Source organism: Tenacibaculum litopenaei (assembly GCF_964514025.1).
In the GTDB taxonomy this organism is placed as follows: domain Bacteria; phylum Bacteroidota; class Bacteroidia; order Flavobacteriales; family Flavobacteriaceae; genus Polaribacter; species Polaribacter litopenaei.
This window is the reverse complement of the sequence record NZ_CAZEQT010000007.1, coordinates 28,674-50,379: the sequence shown is the minus strand read 5'-3', so window position 1 is coordinate 50,379 and position 21,706 is coordinate 28,674. Positions and strand designations below refer to the sequence as shown.

The 21,706-nt window shown below is 38.4% G+C and carries 17 protein-coding genes; 14 read left to right on the top strand and 3 right to left on the bottom strand.

Annotation, left to right across the window (positions count from 1 at the left end):
- Positions 1-2 precede the first annotated feature (2 nt).
- From ACKTS5_RS14890 to ACKTS5_RS14855, 8 genes are all read left to right on the top strand, one after another.
- Positions 3-725 (top strand): heavy-metal-associated domain-containing protein, encoded by a 723-nt coding sequence (locus ACKTS5_RS14890; RefSeq protein ID WP_408044686.1) that lies wholly within the window; start codon positions 3-5, stop codon positions 723-725.
- Positions 722-2,428, top strand: coding sequence for an efflux RND transporter periplasmic adaptor subunit (locus ACKTS5_RS14885; protein WP_408044685.1), 1,707 nt, complete (start codon positions 722-724; stop codon positions 2,426-2,428). The genes ACKTS5_RS14890 and ACKTS5_RS14885 overlap by 4 nt, the downstream gene beginning before the upstream one ends.
- Positions 2,429-2,438: 10 nt before the next feature.
- Complete coding sequence (locus tag ACKTS5_RS14880; RefSeq protein WP_408044684.1) at positions 2,439-2,867, top strand: heavy-metal-associated domain-containing protein; 429 nt, start codon at positions 2,439-2,441, stop codon at positions 2,865-2,867.
- Between the two features lie 298 nt (positions 2,868-3,165).
- A complete protein-coding gene (locus ACKTS5_RS14875) occupies positions 3,166-5,874 on the top strand; it encodes a TonB-dependent receptor (RefSeq protein ID WP_408044683.1) in 2,709 nt (902 codons plus the stop codon).
- Between the two features lie 22 nt (positions 5,875-5,896).
- Positions 5,897-7,222, top strand: coding sequence for a DUF4876 domain-containing protein (locus ACKTS5_RS14870; protein WP_408044682.1), 1,326 nt, complete (start codon positions 5,897-5,899; stop codon positions 7,220-7,222).
- Positions 7,223-7,271: 49 nt separating this feature from the next.
- A complete protein-coding gene (locus ACKTS5_RS14865) occupies positions 7,272-8,804 on the top strand; it encodes a DUF6850 family outer membrane beta-barrel protein (protein WP_408044681.1) in 1,533 nt (510 codons plus the stop codon).
- An 18-nt stretch (positions 8,805-8,822) separates the two neighbouring features.
- Positions 8,823-9,932: a cytochrome-c peroxidase gene (locus tag ACKTS5_RS14860; RefSeq protein WP_408044680.1), complete on the top strand. Its 1,110-nt coding sequence runs from the start codon at positions 8,823-8,825 to the stop codon at positions 9,930-9,932.
- Positions 9,933-10,319: 387 nt separating this feature from the next.
- Positions 10,320-11,081, top strand: a complete 762-nt coding sequence (locus tag ACKTS5_RS14855; protein ID WP_408044679.1) for a LytR/AlgR family response regulator transcription factor — start codon at positions 10,320-10,322, stop codon at positions 11,079-11,081.
- 177 nt (positions 11,082-11,258) lie between these two features.
- Here the strand turns inward: ACKTS5_RS14855 and ACKTS5_RS14850 are convergent, their stop codons facing one another.
- Together ACKTS5_RS14850 and ACKTS5_RS14845 are read right to left on the bottom strand one after the other, a co-directional pair.
- Positions 11,259-11,966 (bottom strand): LytR/AlgR family response regulator transcription factor, encoded by a 708-nt coding sequence (locus tag ACKTS5_RS14850; protein WP_408044678.1) that lies wholly within the window; start codon positions 11,964-11,966, stop codon positions 11,259-11,261.
- Positions 11,956-12,975, bottom strand: coding sequence for a sensor histidine kinase (locus ACKTS5_RS14845; protein ID WP_408044677.1), 1,020 nt, complete (start codon positions 12,973-12,975; stop codon positions 11,956-11,958). The genes ACKTS5_RS14850 and ACKTS5_RS14845 overlap by 11 nt, the downstream gene beginning before the upstream one ends.
- 213 nt (positions 12,976-13,188) lie before the next feature.
- On the opposite strand from ACKTS5_RS14845, the gene ACKTS5_RS14840 reads away from it, so the two are divergent.
- The 5 genes from ACKTS5_RS14840 to ACKTS5_RS14820 all read left to right on the top strand — a co-directional run bounded on the left by ACKTS5_RS14840 (position 13,189) and on the right by ACKTS5_RS14820 (position 18,564).
- The gene (locus tag ACKTS5_RS14840) at positions 13,189-14,487 is read left to right on the top strand and encodes an autotransporter outer membrane beta-barrel domain-containing protein (RefSeq protein WP_408044676.1); all 1,299 of its coding nucleotides are present in this window, start codon (positions 13,189-13,191) and stop codon (positions 14,485-14,487) included.
- Positions 14,488-14,514: 27 nt separating this feature from the next.
- Entirely contained in the window at positions 14,515-15,561 is a 1,047-nt protein-coding gene (locus ACKTS5_RS14835) for an imelysin family protein (protein ID WP_408044675.1), read from the top strand.
- A gap of 28 nt (positions 15,562-15,589) precedes the next feature.
- Entirely contained in the window at positions 15,590-16,945 is a 1,356-nt protein-coding gene (locus tag ACKTS5_RS14830; protein WP_408044674.1) for a di-heme oxidoreductase family protein, read from the top strand.
- Between the two features lie 135 nt (positions 16,946-17,080).
- Complete coding sequence (locus tag ACKTS5_RS14825; protein WP_408044673.1) at positions 17,081-18,064, top strand: hypothetical protein; 984 nt, start codon at positions 17,081-17,083, stop codon at positions 18,062-18,064.
- Positions 18,065-18,075: 11 nt separating this feature from the next.
- Positions 18,076-18,564: a hypothetical protein gene (locus ACKTS5_RS14820; RefSeq protein WP_408044672.1), complete on the top strand. Its 489-nt coding sequence runs from the start codon at positions 18,076-18,078 to the stop codon at positions 18,562-18,564.
- Positions 18,565-19,906: 1,342 nt separating this feature from the next.
- Here ACKTS5_RS14820 and ACKTS5_RS14815 read toward each other — a convergent pair.
- Positions 19,907-20,113, bottom strand: a complete 207-nt coding sequence (locus tag ACKTS5_RS14815; RefSeq protein WP_408044671.1) for a hypothetical protein — start codon at positions 20,111-20,113, stop codon at positions 19,907-19,909.
- 1,039 nt (positions 20,114-21,152) lie between these two features.
- On the opposite strand from ACKTS5_RS14815, the gene ACKTS5_RS14810 reads away from it, so the two are divergent.
- Positions 21,153-21,704: a hypothetical protein gene (locus ACKTS5_RS14810; RefSeq protein WP_408044670.1), complete on the top strand. Its 552-nt coding sequence runs from the start codon at positions 21,153-21,155 to the stop codon at positions 21,702-21,704.
- Positions 21,705-21,706: the final 2 nt, after the last annotated feature.

Here is a 21,706-nt window from a genome sequence, read left to right as displayed (position 1 = left end):
ACATGAAAAATAACACCTATCATATTTCAGGGATGACCTGTCAAAGTTGTCGTTCCAAAGTGCACAAGGCACTATCTGCCATTACAGGCGTTCAAGCCATTGAGGTGGACCTCGAGCAAGCACTCGTGAGCATACAAAGTGAAGAACGGTTAGTTTTAAAAGATTTGAATGCGGCCTTACCTTCAAAATATAAACTCTCAGAAATCGTAGAGATCCAGAAAATAAATGAAGTAGAAGAATCAGAAATTTCTAAGTGGAAACAATTACAACCGTTGTTTTTAATTTTTGGCTACCTCTTGGGAGGAAGCGCATTGATACAATTACAACGAGGAACCTGGGATGAGTTTATGCTCGATTTTATGGGACTTTTCTATCTCGTGTTTGCCTTCTTTAAAATGCTCGATTTAAAAGGCTTTCCGGATTCTTTTGCCATGTATGATCCTTTGGCGAAGCGAATAAAAGTATATGGAAAGATATACCCTTTTTTAGAAACCTTGCTGGGCGTGTTGTTGATACTGAGAATAGCGATTGTTCCGGTATTGCTCGTGACCTTATTGATTTTAGGAATTACTACCCTAGGAGTAATCAAAGTGTTGCGCGATAAAAAATCAATACGCTGTGCCTGTCTAGGTACCGTATTGAAATTACCGATGACCGAAGCTACATTTATTGAAAATGCAATCATGATTTTGATGGCCATTGCAGTATTAATTGAGAAATTATGAAAAAGTACGGAATTTATATAGCCTTATTAGTTGTAGGGATATCAGTAGGTTACCTGCTAAAACCTTCAACAAACGAACGATCTGAAAAGCAGACCGTTGCCGCTCATTCGCAGCATAAAAATCAAAAGTGGACCTGTTCAATGCATCCGCAAATCATGAAAAATGAACCAGGAGATTGTCCTATTTGCGGGATGGATTTAATTCCTGCGGCAGCAGGACATGAGGGCTTGGCAGCAGGAGAATTTAAACTTTCTAAAAACGCGATGGCACTAGCTAATATTGCGGTATCGAAGGTGCAAGCTAATGCAAATGGCGGTTTTGCCATGGCCTTGAATGGAATGCTAGTTGAAAATGATAAAACCAACAAAACTATAGCGAGTTATTTTAAAGGGCGCATAGAACGCTTATTGATAAACACGGAGGGAGAGCAGGTAAAGAAAGGTCAATTACTGGCGTATATCTACGCTCCAGAACTTGTGAAGGCTCAGCAAGAATTACTCACGGCTTATGAGTTGAGAGCCACGCAACCACAATTGCTAAAGGCGGTAAAGAACAAGTTAAAGTACTGGAAAATCTCCGAGGCTACCATTCAACGCGTACTCAATTCAAAAAAGATTATCGAAAATTTTCCAATACATGCTCCAGTTTCAGGTACCGTTGTAGAAAAAAAAGTACTCCAAGGAGATTATGTGAATCAAGGGCAATTACTGTTTACCATTGCAGATTTGCGCAGTGTTTGGGGGGTGTTTGACTTGTATGAGCGCCAACTTGCTTCGGTAAAACTAGGACAACAGGTAGCGATTAAAACGGAGGCATACCCGGCTAAAGTTTTAAAAGGAACCGTTAGTTTTATCGATCCTCTCGTTGACCAAAAAACACGAACGGCAAAAATTAGAGTTGAAATTCCTAATCCTACTGGCCAGTTAAAACCAGGAATGTTTTTACGTGGACAAATGGACGGACAGCAAAAAGTAGAGGACTCCCTACTTAGCATTCCAGCTTCTGCAGTACTATGGACAGGTAAACGATCGGTAGTGTACGTTAAAACGAATCCTTCCGAGCCTATTTTCGAATTGCGAGAAGTATTACTAGGACAACAACAAGGAGCCTTTTACCAGGTACTTTCCGGAGTAAAAGAAGGAGAAGTACTCGTAACAAACGGAGTATTTACTGTCGATGCAGCGGCCCAGTTAAAAGGAAAAAAGTCGATGATGAATAAAAAAGTCATGCAGGCGATGACTTTCGAGGTCTCTAAAGAATTTAAAGGAGAATTACAACGTGTATTTTCGGCGTACAGCGCTATTAAAGATGCATTAGTCAATACAAACCTAAAGGCAGCGACCCAAAATGCAGGTAAATTCCAAGTGAGTTTGGAAGAGGTGGATGCAGCATTACTCTTTGATAAGATGGCAAAGAAACATTGGAAAAACGCATCGGTTGCATTGAACGCCGCAATAGCAGAAGTACAGCAAGCAAAAGCAATCGATCAACAACGTGTAGCTTTTGAATCCTTGTCACTTCAAATGATCTCATTAGTGAAATCGTTTGGAATACTCACTACGGTGTACAAACAGTATTGTCCCATGGCAGCCAGAGATAAAGGCGCGTATTGGTTGAGTGATCAAAAGGAAATTAGAAACCCGTATTTCGGTGATCAAATGCTGAAATGTGGTGAAGTAAAGGAAATAATTAGTAATCATTAAATTATATAACATGAGAAAAGCAATGATGGCGGTAACTTTAATGGCCGCACTAGCATGGACTTCTTGTAAGCAAGAAGCAAAAAAAGAGGACAGTAAGGATGTTAAAAAAGAGGTAGTAGCTTCAAGTATGACAAAAGCTAATTTTGGTGTCCGCGGAAACTGTGGTATGTGTAAAAATACTATTGAAACCGCGGCCAAGTCAATAGATGGTGTAGCAGAGGCCACTTGGGATAAGGCGAAAAAAGAGTTACAGGTCTCGTTCGATGGAGCCAAAACTGACTTAGCAGCATTGCACAAAGCAGTGGCTGAATCTGGCTATGATACGGATAAAATGGTTGCAGGAGAAGAGGCCTATAGTAACCTAGCAGGATGTTGTCAGTACGACAGAACTATGAAGATGAGTTTAAAGGAAGGAGAGACCACTGAAAATACCCACTAAAAGAAAGAAAAATAGAGCTGCAACCAAGTAGCTCTATTTCCTTTTAATTGCATCGAAGAATAAATTTATTGATGTATGTTAATGAAAAATTGCCGTAAACGCTCGCTATAATACATTCTGTAACTTAAAAAAATAAGAGTTTTTTTACGAATAATTCAAAAAATTAAGCTCCTTAGAATTCGGATTCGATTTTTTTAGCAAAAAAATTGAGTACAAAATATTTTATTTTTATTTATTCTAAATAAGTATTTTATTTGGAATAAATCTATATAATTTTGCCTCTGCAATTTATATTGTCATGAAGGCTAGATTACTTATTATTATATGCTTACTACTAAGCATACCACTCCAAGCACAAATTGGAGGGAAATTATTGGATGCTGAAAGTCAGCAACCTTTAATGAACGTATTGGTTAGAAATTTGAATACGGGCAGATGGACACTGTCAGACCGAAATGGAGTATTTGAAATTTCTGTCAAATCATTCCCTGTAAAGTTACAATACCACCTCCTTGGTAAGGTTGATCAAACTCATAGTTACACCAAAGCACAACAACAGGTGCGCATACTTCTCAAAGATGACAATCTGAGTATTGACGAGGTACAGGTAGTGGCAAAGCGTAAAAAGCAGAGCACAGGGTCAAACCTAGTACTCCAAAAGCAAGCCATTGAACTCGTTCAAGCACAAAGTGTGGCCGATGTCATGCAGTTGATTCCGGGAAAACCTCTTTCGGAATCAGATCTTCACGAGCGACAACTCTTGACGTTGCGTTCAGCTATTTTTAACGAAACTACGAAGTTTAATAAGAATCAAGGCCTAGGATATAATAACAATGAGTATTTATTGAACAATTCTTTTGGGGTAGGTTACTTAGTTGACGACATGCCTTTGAATAATAATGTAAACATGACCGGAGGAAGGGGAGTTACCTTAAAGTCAGGGGTGTTTGCGAATTTGGAAGAGAATTCAAGTGTTGGAGTAGGAGTTGATTTAAAAAACTTATCCTTAGAAAATATAGAATCGATTGAGGTAGTGCAAGGAATATCTTCTGCGCGTTATGGTGATCATAATACAGGGCTGATAAAAATTAAAAAAGCGCACGGTTATACGCCGTTACGCGTAAATGCCAATTTGAGAGGCGGCTCTTACGGAATTAACCTCACACAAGGGTTCGAGTTAAAAAACAACCAAGGCTTTTTAAATTTTGGTGTCGATTATTTAAATTCTAACAGCGACCCCAGATCTGTATTGAGCGCTTTTGAGCGTATCAATACGAGCTTGTCATGGAGCTATAGACGAAAAAAGAAATTCGAAAATAGATTGACTGTCCAATACGGGCAAAATATCAATTCCTATAATACCCTAGAAAATGCGATTACCAATAGAACCAAAGGTTTTGATAATAAGTCGATTCGTATTTCTAATGCTAGTACTTGGTTTACAAATGCGTCATGGCTTGATAAGCTAGAAGTAAGTTCGTTATTGTCTTATGGTAAAAATGTTTCTCGATCTATATCGGAGAAAAATACAGGGGGAACCCCTATCATTAATAGTCTTGACGAAGGGACCTTTGAGTTGAGTTATACTCCTGTGAGTTTTTTCGCAAGTGAAGTTATCGAAAACAAACCATTTTCATTCTTCAATCGTATAGAGCTCTCAAAATCTTTTAAAACAGCTTCGGCGCGATATGCATTTAACTTTGGGACAAACTTGGGGATAGATAAAAATTTCGGAAGGGGAAATTACAGTGAAAACGATTTAAAGTTGTTGTCAACTCCTGATCGAGTAGGGTATCGGAATGTGAATTTCAATAGTTTGGTACCTGCCGATGTCAAGTTCAGCAGTTATGTAACATCGAAGATTAGTACAAAATTATTTGGGAAAATTTGGGTTACCGATTTAGGTCTGCGCTACGATTTGTACAATGGGATTTCTATGTTGAGCCCGCGTTTAAATACGAAATTGAGTTTGAGTAGAAAACTCAAAGCGCGTTTCGGTGCTGGGTTATTTGCTAAATCACCTTCTTTACAATCCTTATTCCCGGGTAATTTATACTACGATTTTGTGATCGCAGATTTCCGAACCAATAACTATTCATTTGCCTTGGGACATACCTTTGTCAGAAAGTACGAAACACCTAATATCAAGCCGTCAAAAACCTTGAAATTTGAAACGGGATTGGATTATACTACCAAAAGCTATTCGGCTTCCTTGACGGGATATTTTAATAAGCAATACGATGGTTTCACCAATCAGCGCTATTTTGAGATAGCGCAACTGCCTGAGTTTAGTTATACGTTTCACCCTGACAGAGCTCCTGATTATGTACAGATAGGAACTACCCCAACCTTGTTGGATTACCGCAGAGCAACGAATAGTTTGGAGGCCACTAATTACGGATTAGAAGTCTTATTGGCAATTCGCAAGATTCGCAGTATTAATACGAGTTTTAATATTAATGCAGCGTACAGATATACCCGAACATTTTCGGATTTACCAGGGTATACTAAATCGAAAGATAGCAGTTCGGAACCCTTTATAGGTTTGTTACGTCCCGTTCCTCAAACCTACAAAACATTCAATAGTACTATCACCGCCACGCATCACGTACCTTCGATTGGCTTGGTAATAACCTTGACTGCCGAACAGTTTTTCAATGCTGATACCAGTATCCCGGAAAGAGATCGCTATGCCTATGCTTACTACGACAGGAATATGCAGTATCACAACATTCCTGAACAAGACAGAGGCTTGGACAAGTACATTCCAATTCGCAGTACGAACAACAATCTAGGTGCCAGCAGTTCTCGTTTAGAAACCTTTTACGGAAACTATCACCTACGAGTAGCTAAGGAATTTGAAAGCGGTTTGCGCTTTTCTTTTTACGCTATCAACTTTTTAAACCACCGACCGATACTGGAAAGGATAAACAGTGATGGAGAGTTAACCTATAGCGAATTAAACAGACCGATTTCCTTTGGAGGGAGTGTGTCGTATAAATTTTAGATCAATCAAAAATAGATAAACAATGAGAAACGTAAGTAAATTAGTAATCTTAGTATTGCTAACCAGTATTGGGTTTATTTCATGTAGTGAAGACACCCCAGTTATCGAGCCCGTTAGTGCTACTATTACTGCCAACTTCGGAGAGGCTTTTGCTAACAAGGCAATTGAAGGAGTAACGGTAAAGTTATCAGGAGTGAGCAATGGTAGTACCTATATGGCACAAACAGATGCCGCTGGTGAAGTAAAGTTCGGATCGGTAAACCCAGGAGTGTATAATATTTCTGCTACAATTGAATTTACCAAAGCCCAGTATTTGACATTTTTTGGTACGGCAGCTGCGCAAGACAAAGTAAACTTTAGTGGAGCAAAAGACAATATTAGTATTCAAAAAAATTCACCAAACCACAGTGTGGAGTTAAAGACTTCTCGAATTGGTGATTTGTTATTCAAGCAAATTTATTACGCAGGTTCTGATTTAAGAGAGGGAGCTGGATTTAGAGATATGTTTGTAGAAATTTACAACAATTCAAACGAAACCATTTATGCTGACGGATTGTATTTTGGACAGTTGTACGGTAGAACAACAACTTCTGTTAAGGCGTATACCTTAGCTAATGGACAATTCGACTGGACTAAATCTATTGGACAAACCAAAGGAGCCAAGTCAAATACTGACTATGTGTATGCAGATCACGTGTATAAAATTCCTGGGACTGGAAAGCAACATCCTATTAAAGCAGGTGAGAGCATTGTCATTGCCGCTACAGCAATCAACCACAAACAACCTTTAGTAGTTGGAGGAAAAACCTACAGTGTAAACAATCCAGCATTGACTGTTGACCTCAGTGGAGCGCAGTTTGAGGTGAATTTGATTGCACACTTAAACTCTATAGGAAAAACGCCTTTAGATACAGATATCGATAATCCGTCAGTACCTAACGTGGAAGTAGCGTATCACTTAAATGCGAGAGAAATGATTTTAGATCCATTAGGTAGAGATTCATTTGTGATTTTTAGAACAAAAGACTTTGCGAGCTTAGAAAGGTTACCAAATCCACAAACAACTACGGTTACAGCAACTACTAGAAAATATTTACAGATTCCAAACAGTGATATTATCGATGCTGTTGAAACGAATAGACCTGATCCAGCACGACGTTCTCCTAGAAGATTAGATACTTCATTGGATGCCGGAGTGGCTTCTGTAGCAAAAGGACATTATTCATCACAAGCAGTGATCAGAAAGGTTGCTCAAACTTTTGGTGGAAGAAAAGTGTTACAAGACACAAATAATTCAGATAACGATTTTTCAGTAATCGACGTTCCAGTTCCTGGAGGGTGGAAATAAAACTACTACGCAGTCAATTTTTTGAATTGACTGCGTTTTTTACAACCGTATGAAACAACGAATTTTACTTCTTTTATTAGGTGTGGTAAGTGTGGTCCAAGCGCAAGATAGTTTGCGAATTCAAAGAGATTATCCGCATTATTTTTATCAAACCATACAACAGAATTTTCATGAAAATCCTGAGTTGTATCGCAATTCACCAATTGCGGAATACACCCTCGCACGATTTACGGTAGCAAAAGAACATCGTTTTGTCCGCAGCGCCGCGAATGCAGAAAAGGTAACAGATCTTAACTTAGAAGCTACCGGGATTTATAGGTTGAAAAGTGCTCTGTTGGTAGGAGATATGAGTTATGTTAAGAACTTTGAAAAAGGGCATGGATTTAACCTGACCAATCGTACAAATTTTTGGAACCAGGCGGAGAGCACACCGTTTAAAAAGCTAGCCTATGCTTTAGGAGACTGGAATAATCAATTGTTTAAACTCAATGGAGCCTTGGTGTTTCCTGTCAGTTCTGATACATTTTTTGCAAAGCTAGGAGGAAAGTATCAAACAAGTCAGTTTTACAAAACCATCCAACCCAAACCGAGGATTTTAAGCATGTTTATTGAAGGAGAACTAGGGCTTTTTTGGAAGTTATCCAGCTTTACTGTCGGAGTCCACGGAACCTATGGTGTTATCACTGAAGAAAGTGATATTATTTATGACGGAGAAGCTAGTTACTTCAATATTCCCGTAAACGTAGACCTGTTTTTGCGAAGTGCCTTTGGGCTAGGAAGTATAGAAACAGCCATTGGCCTCGATCATACGAGCTACGAATCGAGAGCGGGTTTTGGGGCTTCCGTAATGAAAACCGACAAGGAGGTTCGTTGGCATGCAAAAGCGGAATTTAAAAGAGGAACCAATAAGTTTTACAATTCGCTAACTACGGCCAATGATCGTTATTTACTAGGAACTTATACCTATAATACTACCAGAGCAAAGTTTCAGTATTACGACTTTGGCAATGGCCAGCAATTCGACCTGTCAGGAGTTTTTTCTACCGGAAACAATTATAAGGTGAGTACCCAAGGTAAAAATTACGATGCTAGGTTTTGGGAGGCCAAAGCAGGATATCAAAAAGTAACGCGTTCTGCAAGTTCAGTTACGGCAAATTATGGAACTCAGCTTGGTTTGCACCAGTTGCAAAAAAAAGATTATCAGGTATTAAATAGCTTTAAGTATACCAATGCAGCACTTACTGTTTTTTACAGTAGCGATATAGCGGTTAACAAATCAGCGAAATTATACGGGCGTGCCTCTTTAGGAGGACGAATTAACCTGTCAAAACAACAGTTGTTTAGCCTGAGGAATACCCTAGTAGACCAGGAGATTGCACCATTTGTTGCCTTGGAAACTGCGAAGCAAGTGCAAGGAGAACTTCAACTGGGATATCAATACCAATTTAAACATGCCACTTATGTCGATTTTGGAGTAAAAGTAAAAGTAAAAGGGAAAGGGTTTCTGTCGGCTCTTAACTTACCATTACAAACAGGCAGAATTCAACAACTAACACAAGCATACGTAACAATAACTTATTAATATTCAAGTAACCATTAAGTGAAAAAAATAATCTATAGCTTATTTATAGGGCTAGTATTGATGAGCTGTAAGGCAAAACCAACAGAATACGAATTACTACTGAACACTTATCAAAAACCAACCGATCAGTGGCCTAAACCGACTCTCGATAGTACGGTAGCACATCGCGAATTAGGAGTACTACCGAGTCCGAAGTATCCCAATGGGAATACTCCGAGCAAGGCACTGATTCAATTGGGGAAACAATTGTTTTTTGATGCACGATTGTCACAGTCGAAACAGATAGCCTGTGCCTCGTGTCATCATCCAGATCAAAATTATACGGATAACCGAAGAGTTTCTATGGGAGCATTTTTAAAAGAAGGTAGAAGAAATGCACCCACAGTACTTAACTTATCGTATAAGAAATCGCTTTTTTGGGATGGACGAGCCAACTCTATCGAAGAGCAGGTACTCGGTCCTATGCAAAACCCTGTAGAGATGAATACCTCTCTAGATACTGTGGTGGCCAGAGTAAACAGCATAGAAGGATATAAAAAATCGTTTCGAGAGCTCTTGCAAAAAGATGCGATCTCCATCGATGATATCGCTTATGCCATTGCAACTTTTGAACGATCATTGATCAGCAGAAAATCAAAGTTCGATCGTTTTTTACTAGGGAGAGAAAAGCTCAATGCAAAAGAACTTAAAGGACTGCATTTATTCAGAACCAAGGCGAGGTGCATGAATTGCCATAACGGACCGTTATTTTCTGATGAATCTTTTCACAATGTAGGACTTACCTACTACGGAAGAAAATACGAAGACCTAGGAAGGTATAACGTGACTAAAAAGGCGGAAGATATCGGAAGGTTTAAAACCCCGAGTTTACGCGATGTGATGCGAACCAGACCTTGGATGCACAATGGGCTGTTTGATAAAATGGAAGGGATTTTGACCATGTATAGCAACGGGATGCCAAGACCGAGACGAAGAGCGCATCAAAAGAACGATTCACTCTTTCCGACTACATCTCGTTTGTTGGTAAAAACGGAATTGACAAAAGAGGATATTGAAAATATTACCGCTTTTTTAGAAAGCATATCAGCTCCAGCATTCCGAATTCAAAAACCAGAATTACCCGAATAGCTAAAATTTAATTGAATTATTTATAACAGAAAAGAAAAACGGAGTGGCCAATTGGCTATTCCGTTTTTCTTTTTGGATATTCGGTGCTTTGGGGCAATCTATGTTGAGATGAACAGCCGTTGGTACGGTTCTGAAGTTCTAGCAGTAAAGAGTTGTAAGAGCAAGAGGTTGTTAGGATTATTTTTCGTAAATTACATCAGATTACACTTAGATTACATTTAAAACGCACTAGCCCTCAAAGGAGTCTACTTTTGTGGTACGTGTAAATTGCTTTGAAATTTTTCTGTACTAGCTAACTATTTTCTTCAGAAGTTCTGTCGATGAGATACCGACTGAGCACAGTAATTATACATGACTTTTAGTATTAATAACAAAACATAGCTAAGCATGACTGAGTATGTCAAAACAATCGTAGTGGAAAGTCCGGAAAACAGCGAGAAGTCGATAGAAAATTTGTTGCTTCGATATTGCCCATTCTTACAGGTAATTGAAGTGGTTACAAATTTAGAAGAAGCGTCTAACCGAATTAACAAAGAGCGACCCAAACTCATTTTTATAGATGTTGTATGGAAGGAACATTTGGTGTTTGATTTTCTGAGTTCGCTAACGGAGTACGATTTTCAAATCGTATTTATGGCGGAAGATAAGACACATGCCTTTGAAGCCTTGAATTTCGATACCCTGGGCTACCTTCTCAGGCCTTTTAATGTTAAGGTTGTTGGACAAACCATGCAAAAGGTTCACCAGTATTACAAAAAACACGAGTTGTTTGTTTATGATTTACACGATTATTTTAGAAAGATGATTGCCTATGGGTATTATTTTAAAAAGAGCATAGCTATTTCATCTCAGAATGAAATCGCCCTTGTAAAAGAGATGGATATCATAAGTTGCTCTTCGTTGGGTAGGTATACTATAATTTGTCTTAAAAATGGAGAAGAAATTGTTTCGTGTAAAAATTTGGGAGAATACGAGAAGCTCCTGGGCAGTCAAACCTTTTTTAGAATTCACAACTCTCATATTATTAATCTCAATTTTCTAATTAAAATTGATAAGAAAAAGGATAGTTATTGCCTCATGAGTAACGGGAGTCTAATGCCTTTGGCAAAACGTAGAAAAGATGAACTCAAAAAACGATTACGCTTTTAAATCAATACGTTTGTTACACAGCGTAGACCACTTTTGACGTTGTCTTTCTTGATTGGAAGATTTCGATATACATTGCGCCCATAGTCAGTCTAGGTTTTGGGCTAATTATTATTTTAGGGGTTTAGAGGTCTCTAACAGGGTTAGAGGCCTCTTTTTATTGAAATGTATATTTGAAGACTAACCTTGCCATAATTTAAAAAAACTTGATTTATAACGCTCACTTATCGGAATGAATTCGCCTTCAATCATAATCCGATTTCCCTCTACATAGGCAATAAAGGCAGTATTAATGATATAAGACCTGTGAACCCTTATAAAACCCTCAATAGGTGATAATTGACATTCGAGATCCTTTAACGCTCCGTGTTCAAGAATACTTCCCATAGTCTTGGTTACGTACTTTACATATTCGTTTTCCGATTTTATATAGCTGATGTCCTTAGTAGGAACTCGATACATCCGCTTCCCCGATTTGATAGATAAATACCTAGGGTCCCCACTTCCAATTTCAGGTGCATCCTGACGGCGCTGTAAAATTTTTACTTTTTCGATAGCTTTGAAAAACCGATGGAACTCTATGGGTTTAAGCAAGTAGTCAACGACATCCAGTTCGTATCCGTCCAAGGCGTAATCACGATACGCAGTGGTAAAGATTACCTTCGTATGCTGAGGTTGCAGTAACCGTAAAAAATCAATTCCAGAGATGTCAGGCATTTGTATGTCTAAAAGTAATAAATCGATGTCGGTAGCTTTTAAAACACTATGGGCTTCTATGGCCGATTTATAACTTCCCAACACCTTGATATGCTCCAGTCGAGCACAGTAATTTTCTAAGAGTTCACGAGCCGGTTGCTCGTCGTCAATGATAATGCATTTAAGCTCCATAGGTATCTATAGTTAGGGATACTGAAAATTTATTGGAAGCACTTGTTATCTTAAATGCGTGCTTGCCTGGGTATATAATAGCGAGTCTTCGCTGAATGTTTTTGATACCGATACCCCCTGTTTGATCTACTTTTTTAGGAAGAGCATAACTGTTTTCACAGGTAAAGTATAGGTGTTTTTCATCAGAAGTAATTGTAATAGCAACGTATCCAGTAGAGGTCTGTTCCAAATCACCGTGTTTTAGGGCATTTTCAACGATGGGAAGCATTAATAGTGGTGCTACAGAAAAATTGCGATCTACTTTAGTAACTTCCAGGTAAATCCGTTGAATACTATCGTCCTTTAGTTTGAAGAGATTGATGAAATTTTCAATAGCCTGAATTTCCTTTGCTATTGGAACGAATTCTTTTTTTGTACCGTATAAGGAATAGTCCAACAATTTTGATAAGGTCATGACGGCAGCTGCTCCTTTTGGGTTATTACTAGAAGTCAAGGAATAAATATTATTGAGTGTATTGAATAAAAAATGAGGATTTAATTGTTGTACGAGAAAGTTTTTCTCAGCCTTGATAAGGGCCAAGTCGCGCTGGTCTCTAATGGCTTTTTTGCGGTGCTGAAAAATCACAAAAGCGATAAAAATAGCGATAAAACTGGGCATGGCATGCGCTATTAAGGGTTCAAGAGCAAACGGAGATTCATAATGAATAAGCGCAGAATCACCGTTGATATTAGTTAGAGCTTCAGGAGTAAATTGCTCTGAAATGGAGGTGACTATGGAACCAAAAATGAGTAGTATCATATTGAGTAGTACGTACAACCCAAACCGTTTTTGTTCAAAAAAATGAGGCAGTACTATACGCGTATTGCTGTAGTAGGCGATGAGTTGAGTACCTACAAAGCTGGCTACATGGACAATTGCAGTAATCGTATCTGTGAGATATTCAAAAAAACTATATAAAGAAATGCTGTAGGCTAGCCATATAGCTAATTGTTGTTTCCAAATTTTCATGCTAACAAAAATACGAGATTTAGTAAGGTATTTCGTTGTAGTTCAGTTGAAACCTCCAATTCTTCAGTGTAAACGCTTATTTTTTCAATGAACTACTACCGCCTAGTTTCACAGATAAAGGGAGGGGATTCATTGATTGTTTTTTACTTTTTGAAAAGATGCTCGGTCTTTTGCCTTCGAAAACAAAAAGAAAATCAAATCTAAATAAAAATAATGAAGCAAAAGTTTATCTGGGGAGTAGCGCTAGTGTTGTTAGCTAGTTCCTTGAGAGCCCAACAATCACAATCGAACGTCTTACCTACCGAACTGGCGCCGAACCTACTTAGATGGAGTAGTTTTAAGTTGAGAGGATATGGGGCCATACACTATTATAACAATGATTTCGATACCAATCCGAATCAGAAAAACACCATAGATCCAGAGCGCCTGAATTTGTATTTAGATTATCAATTTTCTCCGATGATCTCCTTAAAAACAGAGTTCGAGTTTGAGCATGGAGGTACCGGAGCTTCGTTGGAATTGGAAACTTTTGAAGAAGGAGGAGAGTTTGAACAGGAAATTGCTACTGGTGGTGAGGTAAAGCTCGAACAAGTATATATAAATTTTGCCTTAAAAGAATATTTCAATGTCAAATTAGGTCGCTTCAAGTTACAGTTTGGGCTCGCTCAAAATTTGGATACTCCTGATGAGTATTTTACTACTTATCGACCTGAGATGGAAAATCAATTACTCCCCTTAGGATGGTATGAAACGGGGATAGATATTTACGGATACTTGTGGAACAAACGCATTCGTTATCACCTCGCTTTTGTGAACGGTTTGGATGCTACCGGATTTAACAGTCAACATTTTATAAGAGATGGGCATCAAACCCGATTTGAGTTGGTAAACGCTGAGAATTTTGCCTTCGCTACCCGATGGGATTACCTCTTCGGTACGCATAAGAATACTTTCGTCGGTTTCAGTAGCTATTTTGGGAATTCTAGAGGAAATCGCCCGAAAAATGATATGGATGTAGATGCTTTTGTGGAGCTATGGGAAGTCCACCTATCCTATAATGAAGGGAATTGGCGCTTAGCTACAACGGCTCTTTGGGGCGGTTTAGGAAATGCCAATGCAGTATCGTATTTCAATGCGAGTTTATCAAATAAACTCGGTGTGAAAAGGACTCCAGTAGCGCGCAGTGCCGTCGGAATTGCTGCAGAAGTTGGCTATGACGTACTGCCGTATTTTTTGAAGAAAAAAATACTTATGAGCGTCTATCCTTTTGTACGCTATGATTTTTACGATACCATGTTCAGTGTTAGTGATGGCGTAGTTGATAACCCTCGTTGGCAGCGAAGCGTAGTTACTGGTGGTGTAAATTGGTTTGTGCATAAAGGCATTATTCTCAAAGCGCATTACGCTCACAAAACTCTTGGCTCTAAACATATTGATCCAGTAACCAGTGTGGATATGAATCGAAATCAAACTGATAAGGTATTTTCTATGGGAATAGGATTTACCTTTTAATAAATGAATGATAAAATGAATACTAGCATGAATTTTTTTTTAAAAAGCGCAGGTGTCGCGCTACTTAGTCTTTTTGTAGGAACGGCGTGTACCAGTGATACACCGAGTAAAGCATTAGAGAATCAGAAGGATTATTCCACGTCAATTAAGAGTATTACGAATACTGTGATAATTTCAACGTATAAAGAATTGGATACAAAAGCACAAAATTTGATTGTAAAAGGAGCCCTTTTAACTGTTGGTAATACAACGGCATTAGAAGCCGTAAGAACAGCTTGGAGAGAAACTCGCTCACCTTGGGAACAATCAGAAGGATTTTTGTATGGCCCAGTAGATACAGAAGGGATTGATCCAGCAATAGATTCATGGCCCTTAGATTTGACGTTCCTAAATACGGTATTGTCCGGAAATACGCCGATTACAGCGACCTTTTTGGCCGGACAGAACAACAATGCCAAAGGGTTCCATACAATTGAATACCTACTTTGGGGGATTGATGGAACAAAAAAAGCCTCCGAACTCACCACCAGAGAAATTGAATATCTCCAAGCGGCGACCAAGAATTTACAAGCAAATACAGCTAAATTGTACCACGGCTGGACAGCAGGTAGCGGTAATTTTGCCAATCAGTTTTTACAATTACCTTCTGCTAATTACGCTTCTCAGCGCAACGTTTTACAAGAGATTACTGATGGTATTGCAGTAATAGCAGATGAGGTGGCGAATGCGAAGATTGAAACACCTCTGAATGGAGCTAATGGGCAGGCAGCTCCAGATCAGGAAGAATCGAGATTTGCTCATAACTCTAAGGCCGATTTTGTAAATAACATTATCAGTATTAAAAATATTTACCTCGGAGGAATTTCTGAGGCCATTGGCAGTGACCATACCAATCTAGATCGTCTGATAAAACAACAAATAGAAGAGGCTATTCAAAGTATAGATCGAATTCCCGGAACCTTTACTCAAGCAATTATATCGAATCGAGAATCTGTAAAAGCAGCGCAGGCAAAGGTAAATACCTTGTTCAATACTATTGAAAATCAGTTGAAGCCCGTAGTGAACAAGTTATAAGCAAACTAAAAACGCAAGAATACAAGAAGTGAAAAAATATATATACCTAGTTCTTTTAGGAACTTTTTGGAGCTGTTCATCCGAAACTGATGACACTAGCTATACACCACTTACGGATATTCGTGAGCGCGAACTGGCGGGAGGAGCAACTACCGTATTTTCGGTGACGTCGTTTGCTTTTGAAACACCTGCTCCGAATTTGGTAGGAGCGAATCTAGAAATGCACTTGGCAGGAGATGCTGAATTTGAGAATACCTTTGTAACAGCAGGATCACCTACAAACCCTGGACTGGGGCCTTTGTTCAACAATAGTAATTGTGTGGCCTGTCATCCTCGAGATGGTAGACCGGCCTTCCCGACAAGTTTAAAGGCGCCGAGTGGACTTTTATACCGTATTTCTGCCGGTAATTCGACAAGCCAAGGACCTTTACCTGTTCCTGGCTATGGAACACAGGCCCAAAATCAAGCTGTGATTGGTTTTCAGCCAGAAATGGAATATACGGTGCAATGGTCACCTGTAGAAGAGCGCTTTGCCGATGGTACTGTGGTCGTTTTGAGAAAACCTGTATTCTCGTATCGCAATGAATACGCACCCATACAACAGATCGAGATTTCACCTAGAATAGCTCCTCCTGTCTTCGGGTTGGGCTTGTTAGAAGCCATACCAGAGGCCGCAATTCTGAGTAGAGTTGATGAGTCAGATAGTGATGGTGATGGTATCTCAGGAAAGGCTAACTACGTGGTAAATCCAGAGTCTGGCAACCTAGAGCTCGGTAGGTTTGGATGGAAGGCCAATACCAGTACTTTACGGGTGCAAACAGCAACAGCCTATCATGAAGATATGGGAGTAACCAATGAATTGTTTGCGAAAGACAGTCCTTTGGATGGATTTGCCGATGATCCAGAAATTTCTCCGCTCGTTCTAAAACAGGTAACCTTATACAGTCAGACTTTAGGAGTACCTGCCGCCAGAAATCTCACCGATCCGAAGGTACAGCGAGGAGCTACCTTGTTCAATCAATTACAATGCGCAGCCTGTCACACGCCAAAGCAAGAAACCAAGACAGCGAGTATTAGCGCTTTGGCTAATCAAACTATTTGGCCGTATACCGATTTATTGGTTCACGATATGGGGCCCGGGTTGGCTGATGGCAGAGCTGATTTTTTGGCCGATGGTCAAGAATGGAAAACGCGTCCCTTGTGGGGGATTGGTTTGACAAAAGTAGTGAATGGGCATACGAATTTTTTACATGACGGACGAGCGAGAAATATCACGGAAGCAATCTTATGGCATGGTGGAGAAGGACGATTGGCAAAAGAAAATTTTAAAAAGCTTTCCAAGACGGAAAGAGACGAGTTATTAGCATTTGTAAATTCACTATAACCGTTTTTATTTAGTTTTGATAGAGGAGATGTGTACATCTCCTCTTTTTTTTACAGAAAATCTAGAACTGCTGACAGATTTTTTTTGAGTTTGCTCGTCGTTTATAGGTTCTTCGTACGAACAAAAAACGACAAGATGAAAATAATCAGAAAAATAGGGAGCTATTGTGCTCTTTTAATAGGGTTTAGCATAAGCTGTTCTAATGACCCTGGCTATATAAAAGCACCCAGTACAGTGAATTTTGAACCGGTACTAGCGGCCTATAATATTTATCGAGGAAATCCCACAGACCTGATCCCGACCAGTGGGTTCGAACGCATAGAACTGTCCTCTTCATTGTTTGTGAATTACGCTCAAAAGCAGCGACTGGTAAAACTTCCTCCGGGAGGAGAAATTACGAAACTGGACAATGGGGTTCCTAGTTTTCCAAATGGAACTATTTTGGTCAAAACATTTTACTACTTCAAAGACGATCGCGACCCCAACCTAGGAAAAAAATTAATCGAAACACGTTTGTTGATAAAAGCTGCAGATCAATGGAATGTAGCGACTTATGTGTGGAATGATGTACAAACGGAAGCTCATTTGAAATTAGATGGGCTAACAAAGTCCGTTAGTTGGACCACAGCCAACGGTCAAGCTCGAACGGTGAGTTATAAAGTGCCTTCTGAACGAGACTGTACCACGTGCCATCAGACTGCGGCATCCGTTATGCCCTTAGGACCAACCTTAACTAATATGAATAAGGAAGTTCAGCGTAATGGTCAAACCATTAATCAACTCCTGTATTTTCAAAATAAAGGCTTGCTTTCAAATTTCGATCACCATAGCGTTCCGAGCTTACCCAATTATCTCGACCAGCAACGTAGCATACAAGAACGAGGTAGAGCGTATTTAGAAATGAACTGTGCACATTGCCACAATCCGGCAGGTTTTCCCAAAGCGGCAAGAAAACGTTACGATTTCAGATATACCACACCAATAGGAACTACGAGAATCCTGGACAAGAAATCAAAAATAATCAATGTAATCAGTAGTGGTGAAATGCCCTGGATAGGGACTACAGTAGTAGATCAGGAAGGGCTTCAGATAGTAAAAACCTATATCAATAGTTTGTAATGATGAAAAGGATGATTAAGATAGTGTGTGTTTGTTTTTTAGGGAGTGTACTACTTGCTTGCAAACAACAGGTTAGCTATCAGCCAGTGCAAGGTAAGTGGATCCAAGGGTCGGCAAAGGAAAAGTTAAAAACAATAGAAAGTCAATTTAGAGGGTTTGATAAAACAATGGTAGAGGTAGGATATCGTTACCAGGAATTGTATTGGGCAGGTCAGGATGAAAACTGGGAGTACGCAAATTATCAACTGTCTAAAATAAAGAAAGCCATAGTACTCGGATTGCAACGTCGTCCAAAGCGCAGGACTTCGGCCGATAACTTTCTTAACTATGTGGTTCCGGAGGTTAAGAAAGCAGTAAAAAAAGGTGATAAGCAATTGTTTATGTCCAATTTCCAAATGATGAGAATCAATTGTAACAATTGTCATCAAGCAGAACGCGTCCCGACGTTTACCGTACAAATTCCTACAAGGAGGGTTTCTCCAATACGTACAAAACCGTAATCTGTGGCAAAAAGAGAAGAGTAGTTGTTGCCAACTACTCTTCAAAAACTAACCAAACTTCTAAAAAATGATAAACTCTATTTTTTAAAATCATACCAAAAATACAACCAATTTGCGAAACATGTCGCGAAAAATAGTTGAATGGTATATTATCTATAGACGAAATGTAGGAAAAGTACTTACAAAATGTTTTAAAAAATCGAGCAAATACTTCTCTAATGGAAGTGTTTTTTTTAGTTTCTATTGATGAACTGTAGTAGTTTGTACCAATAAAAAATATATCGTGGGGCATAACAAAACTCTCCTGTTAGTCTGCTTGAGGCAACTAAAAGTGAAGCAATTTCCTTACTTACCCATTTGTAACGAATTTTATGGTCTTCTCTAGAGGTATGTTTGAGAAGTATGTTTCTATGTTGTGGTTGTACGTTCACTCCGCTGAAATTTAATTGGTAAAACTAGGGGGGAGTAAGTAGTGTTGTCAGTAGTAGTTTTCTGTGATAGCAAGGTACGGATACTACAGGGAAAAAGGAGGTAGTATTAGTTGAAACGTCAGTTTTTGAAGTTGAGTGGCTTTGAAATATTGTTAGTGATTTTATTAAAAAAATAAAAAAAACCTCTGTAAACAGAGGTTTTTCTTGTTAGAAGGGTGTTAATAATTTAATTAATTTATAATAATAAGAAATCAAATAATAACTCATTTCAAATGTATAAGCAATTGTCTAATTATCCAATACGCAAAAACCCTGAAAAAAAACTCAGGGTTAACCATTAGTTGGGTAGGGTAAAATAGGGGTGTGTTTATTAGGGGTTTTGGGATTAACACTCTACAAAATGGAATTCGTCACAAAGTAAGATACCCTGCTTTGGGGAACTGCACATGAGATGGTTTAGTTTCATAAACAGTAACTTTTTGTCAAAAATTGAAGAGGTACTGAATTTTAAAATATGGGTAAATGAATGAAATTTACTCAGTTTTATCAATGAAGGAGAAATGCTTAGAAAATTGAAAACTGGACATAAAACGGAGTTTTGAACGTTTTTCGACATATAGATATACACACAGTTATTTTCTTCAGTCAAAAGATGTGCGTATTCAGAAGCTACGTATTGACACTGTTCTACATTTAAGTTTTTGGGGTTTAAAGTAATTGCCTTCATGATAATTAATTTTTGAGTTACACAAAAAATTCTTTCTTAGGTAGCCGATTCCTTAGTAAAGAATTACACTACGAAATTAAGGTAACTCTTTGTTTATTAGGGTTAAATGTGGTTGAGAGGAAGGTTTTTGTCGATAAGCGAATTACTATTGTAGTTGGAGGGATACTTACTGCCCGCCATATGACTAGCCAAGTTTTTGTTCAATAGCTTTCAGTACATTGAGTACATCGCGCTCTTCACCCGAAAGAGAAACTCGGATTTTTTCAACTCTGTCCAATTCTATTTTGGTGATATGAAACTCGAAAAGTTCTTTCCTGTAATAAGGAAAGTCTTGAATTAACTGCTGTATGGTTTCGAGGTGTAGTATTTCGAATACAGTAAAGGCAATCATAAGACAGGTGAGTTCTTTAGTATAGTAAACAAATATAATAACGATTCGTTAACAAAACAATAAGGAATTATACCAATAGTGACTTAGGAGAATTGTGGAGTAGAAATAAAAAAAGAAGTATTCAAACACCCTTCAAAAAATGAATACTTCTTTAAAATGTATCAAGTTGTTCTGATACGTGTACAAATATAGAAGTCATTCGGAGAAGAACCGAATAATATTAGCTGAGTGGTGGAAATCATCGGATGAACGGTAGTTTTAATGTAATGAGTGAAAAAAAGAAAGAACTTATTCGGATGAATAAGTTCTTTAGCTAAACCAAACATTTTATACTACTTTCTTAATGATGTATACTTGTAAGAGTTCAATAGTTGTAGTTGATACTCCTTTTAGGGGAAATTTTTTTAAAAGAAAAGAGGTGTAGTTACCAACACCTCTCTTCGACAAGCCAAAAGGCTTGTTTTCAAACATTAACGCATGGTAAAGGTAAAGTTTTAGTGCGGAGGATTCGATTGTTTTAGTCCGGCGGACACCGAACATCGTCATAATGCAAGTATTTATCGATGAATGGAATAAAAAAAAAGGTCCTCCCCTACAAGGACCTTTCAGTTGTCATAATAAATGATTTTGAATTACGCTTAGTATTACAACAACAGCAAGGTAATTTAGAATTTCTTGAAATCAAATACCGTGATTTCCTATGTCGATGCTACTTGATTTCCCTGAAGTACTACCTATAATCCCTGAATAAAAAAACCACGTTTTCACGTGGTAAAGGAAAGTCCTTTTTAATAATGAAACAGTAACACTGTTAGCTTAAAGGTACTGTAGGATATAAGATGAGGTGTTAGGTGAATTTTAATTTATGGTAAGGAATAAGTGTAATTTCCCTTCAGGTGTTCTGAGGTAGGGTAAGGTATATTTGAAAAGCATTCCAGAGGTACTATAGGTAATTTTTGACGGCATTTATTTTTTGGAATTAGATATGTGGTTATATTTGAAATTGTAAATAAATAGTTAACCAAGAAAAATGATTCACATGAAAAATGTTTTTAAGTATTCCCTAGTCGCATTGCTCGCTTTCGGAGCCTGCAAAAGTAACGCGAAGAAAGAAGAAATTTTTGAAGACAAATTAATGGAGTGTACCTATAACTCTTTTGAGGATAAAGGGAATGCAATGAAACAGTTAATTGAGGATTATGAAAATCAGTTGATTCGTGAAAATGTATTACTGTCGAAAGAAGGGGCTAGTTACTTAGCGCTTTATAAAATTATAGGACGAGGAGAAGATTTTATCAACTACCCATCAAAGTCATTTTTGACCTATGTTAAAGAAATGGGAGTAAAGAAAAATTTAAAAGGCTTACAGCTATGTGAGCAGGTTGCTTATCAAGACGAAGCCTTGTACAATAAGAGTACCTTAAAGAAATTACAAGCCATACGAAAGGAGATGACCCAACAAGTGGATCTGTCACCGCAATGGGTAGCTTCTAGAATGTTAACGGTTTTTGAACCGAGTGATTTCGATCATGACTATTACAAATTGAAGGCGTTTTTGTTATTTGATACCTTTACGGAAGCGAAAAAATAATT

Excerpts from the sequence above, each read along its gene's own strand:
- ACKTS5_RS14820 (WP_408044672.1), top strand. The coding sequence starts at position 18,076 with ATGATTAAGATAGTGTGTGTTTGTTTTTTAGGGAGTGTACTACTTGCT.
- ACKTS5_RS14865 (WP_408044681.1), top strand. The coding sequence starts at position 7,272 with ATGAAACAACGAATTTTACTTCTTTTATTAGGTGTGGTAAGTGTGGTC.
- ACKTS5_RS14855 (WP_408044679.1), top strand. The coding sequence starts at position 10,320 with ATGACTGAGTATGTCAAAACAATCGTAGTGGAAAGTCCGGAAAACAGC.
- ACKTS5_RS14850 (WP_408044678.1), bottom strand. The coding sequence starts at position 11,966 with ATGGAGCTTAAATGCATTATCATTGACGACGAGCAACCGGCTCGTGAA.
- ACKTS5_RS14825 (WP_408044673.1), top strand. The coding sequence starts at position 17,081 with ATGAAAATAATCAGAAAAATAGGGAGCTATTGTGCTCTTTTAATAGGG.
- ACKTS5_RS14815 (WP_408044671.1), bottom strand. The coding sequence starts at position 20,113 with ATGATTGCCTTTACTGTATTCGAAATACTACACCTCGAAACCATACAG.
- ACKTS5_RS14835 (WP_408044675.1), top strand. The coding sequence starts at position 14,515 with ATGAATTTTTTTTTAAAAAGCGCAGGTGTCGCGCTACTTAGTCTTTTT.
- ACKTS5_RS14840 (WP_408044676.1), top strand. The coding sequence starts at position 13,189 with ATGAAGCAAAAGTTTATCTGGGGAGTAGCGCTAGTGTTGTTAGCTAGT.
- ACKTS5_RS14880 (WP_408044684.1), top strand. The coding sequence starts at position 2,439 with ATGAGAAAAGCAATGATGGCGGTAACTTTAATGGCCGCACTAGCATGG.
- ACKTS5_RS14875 (WP_408044683.1), top strand. The coding sequence starts at position 3,166 with ATGAAGGCTAGATTACTTATTATTATATGCTTACTACTAAGCATACCA.
- ACKTS5_RS14885 (WP_408044685.1), top strand. The coding sequence starts at position 722 with ATGAAAAAGTACGGAATTTATATAGCCTTATTAGTTGTAGGGATATCA.
- ACKTS5_RS14890 (WP_408044686.1), top strand. The coding sequence starts at position 3 with ATGAAAAATAACACCTATCATATTTCAGGGATGACCTGTCAAAGTTGT.
- ACKTS5_RS14870 (WP_408044682.1), top strand. The coding sequence starts at position 5,897 with ATGAGAAACGTAAGTAAATTAGTAATCTTAGTATTGCTAACCAGTATT.
- ACKTS5_RS14810 (WP_408044670.1), top strand. The coding sequence starts at position 21,153 with ATGAAAAATGTTTTTAAGTATTCCCTAGTCGCATTGCTCGCTTTCGGA.
- ACKTS5_RS14845 (WP_408044677.1), bottom strand. The coding sequence starts at position 12,975 with ATGAAAATTTGGAAACAACAATTAGCTATATGGCTAGCCTACAGCATT.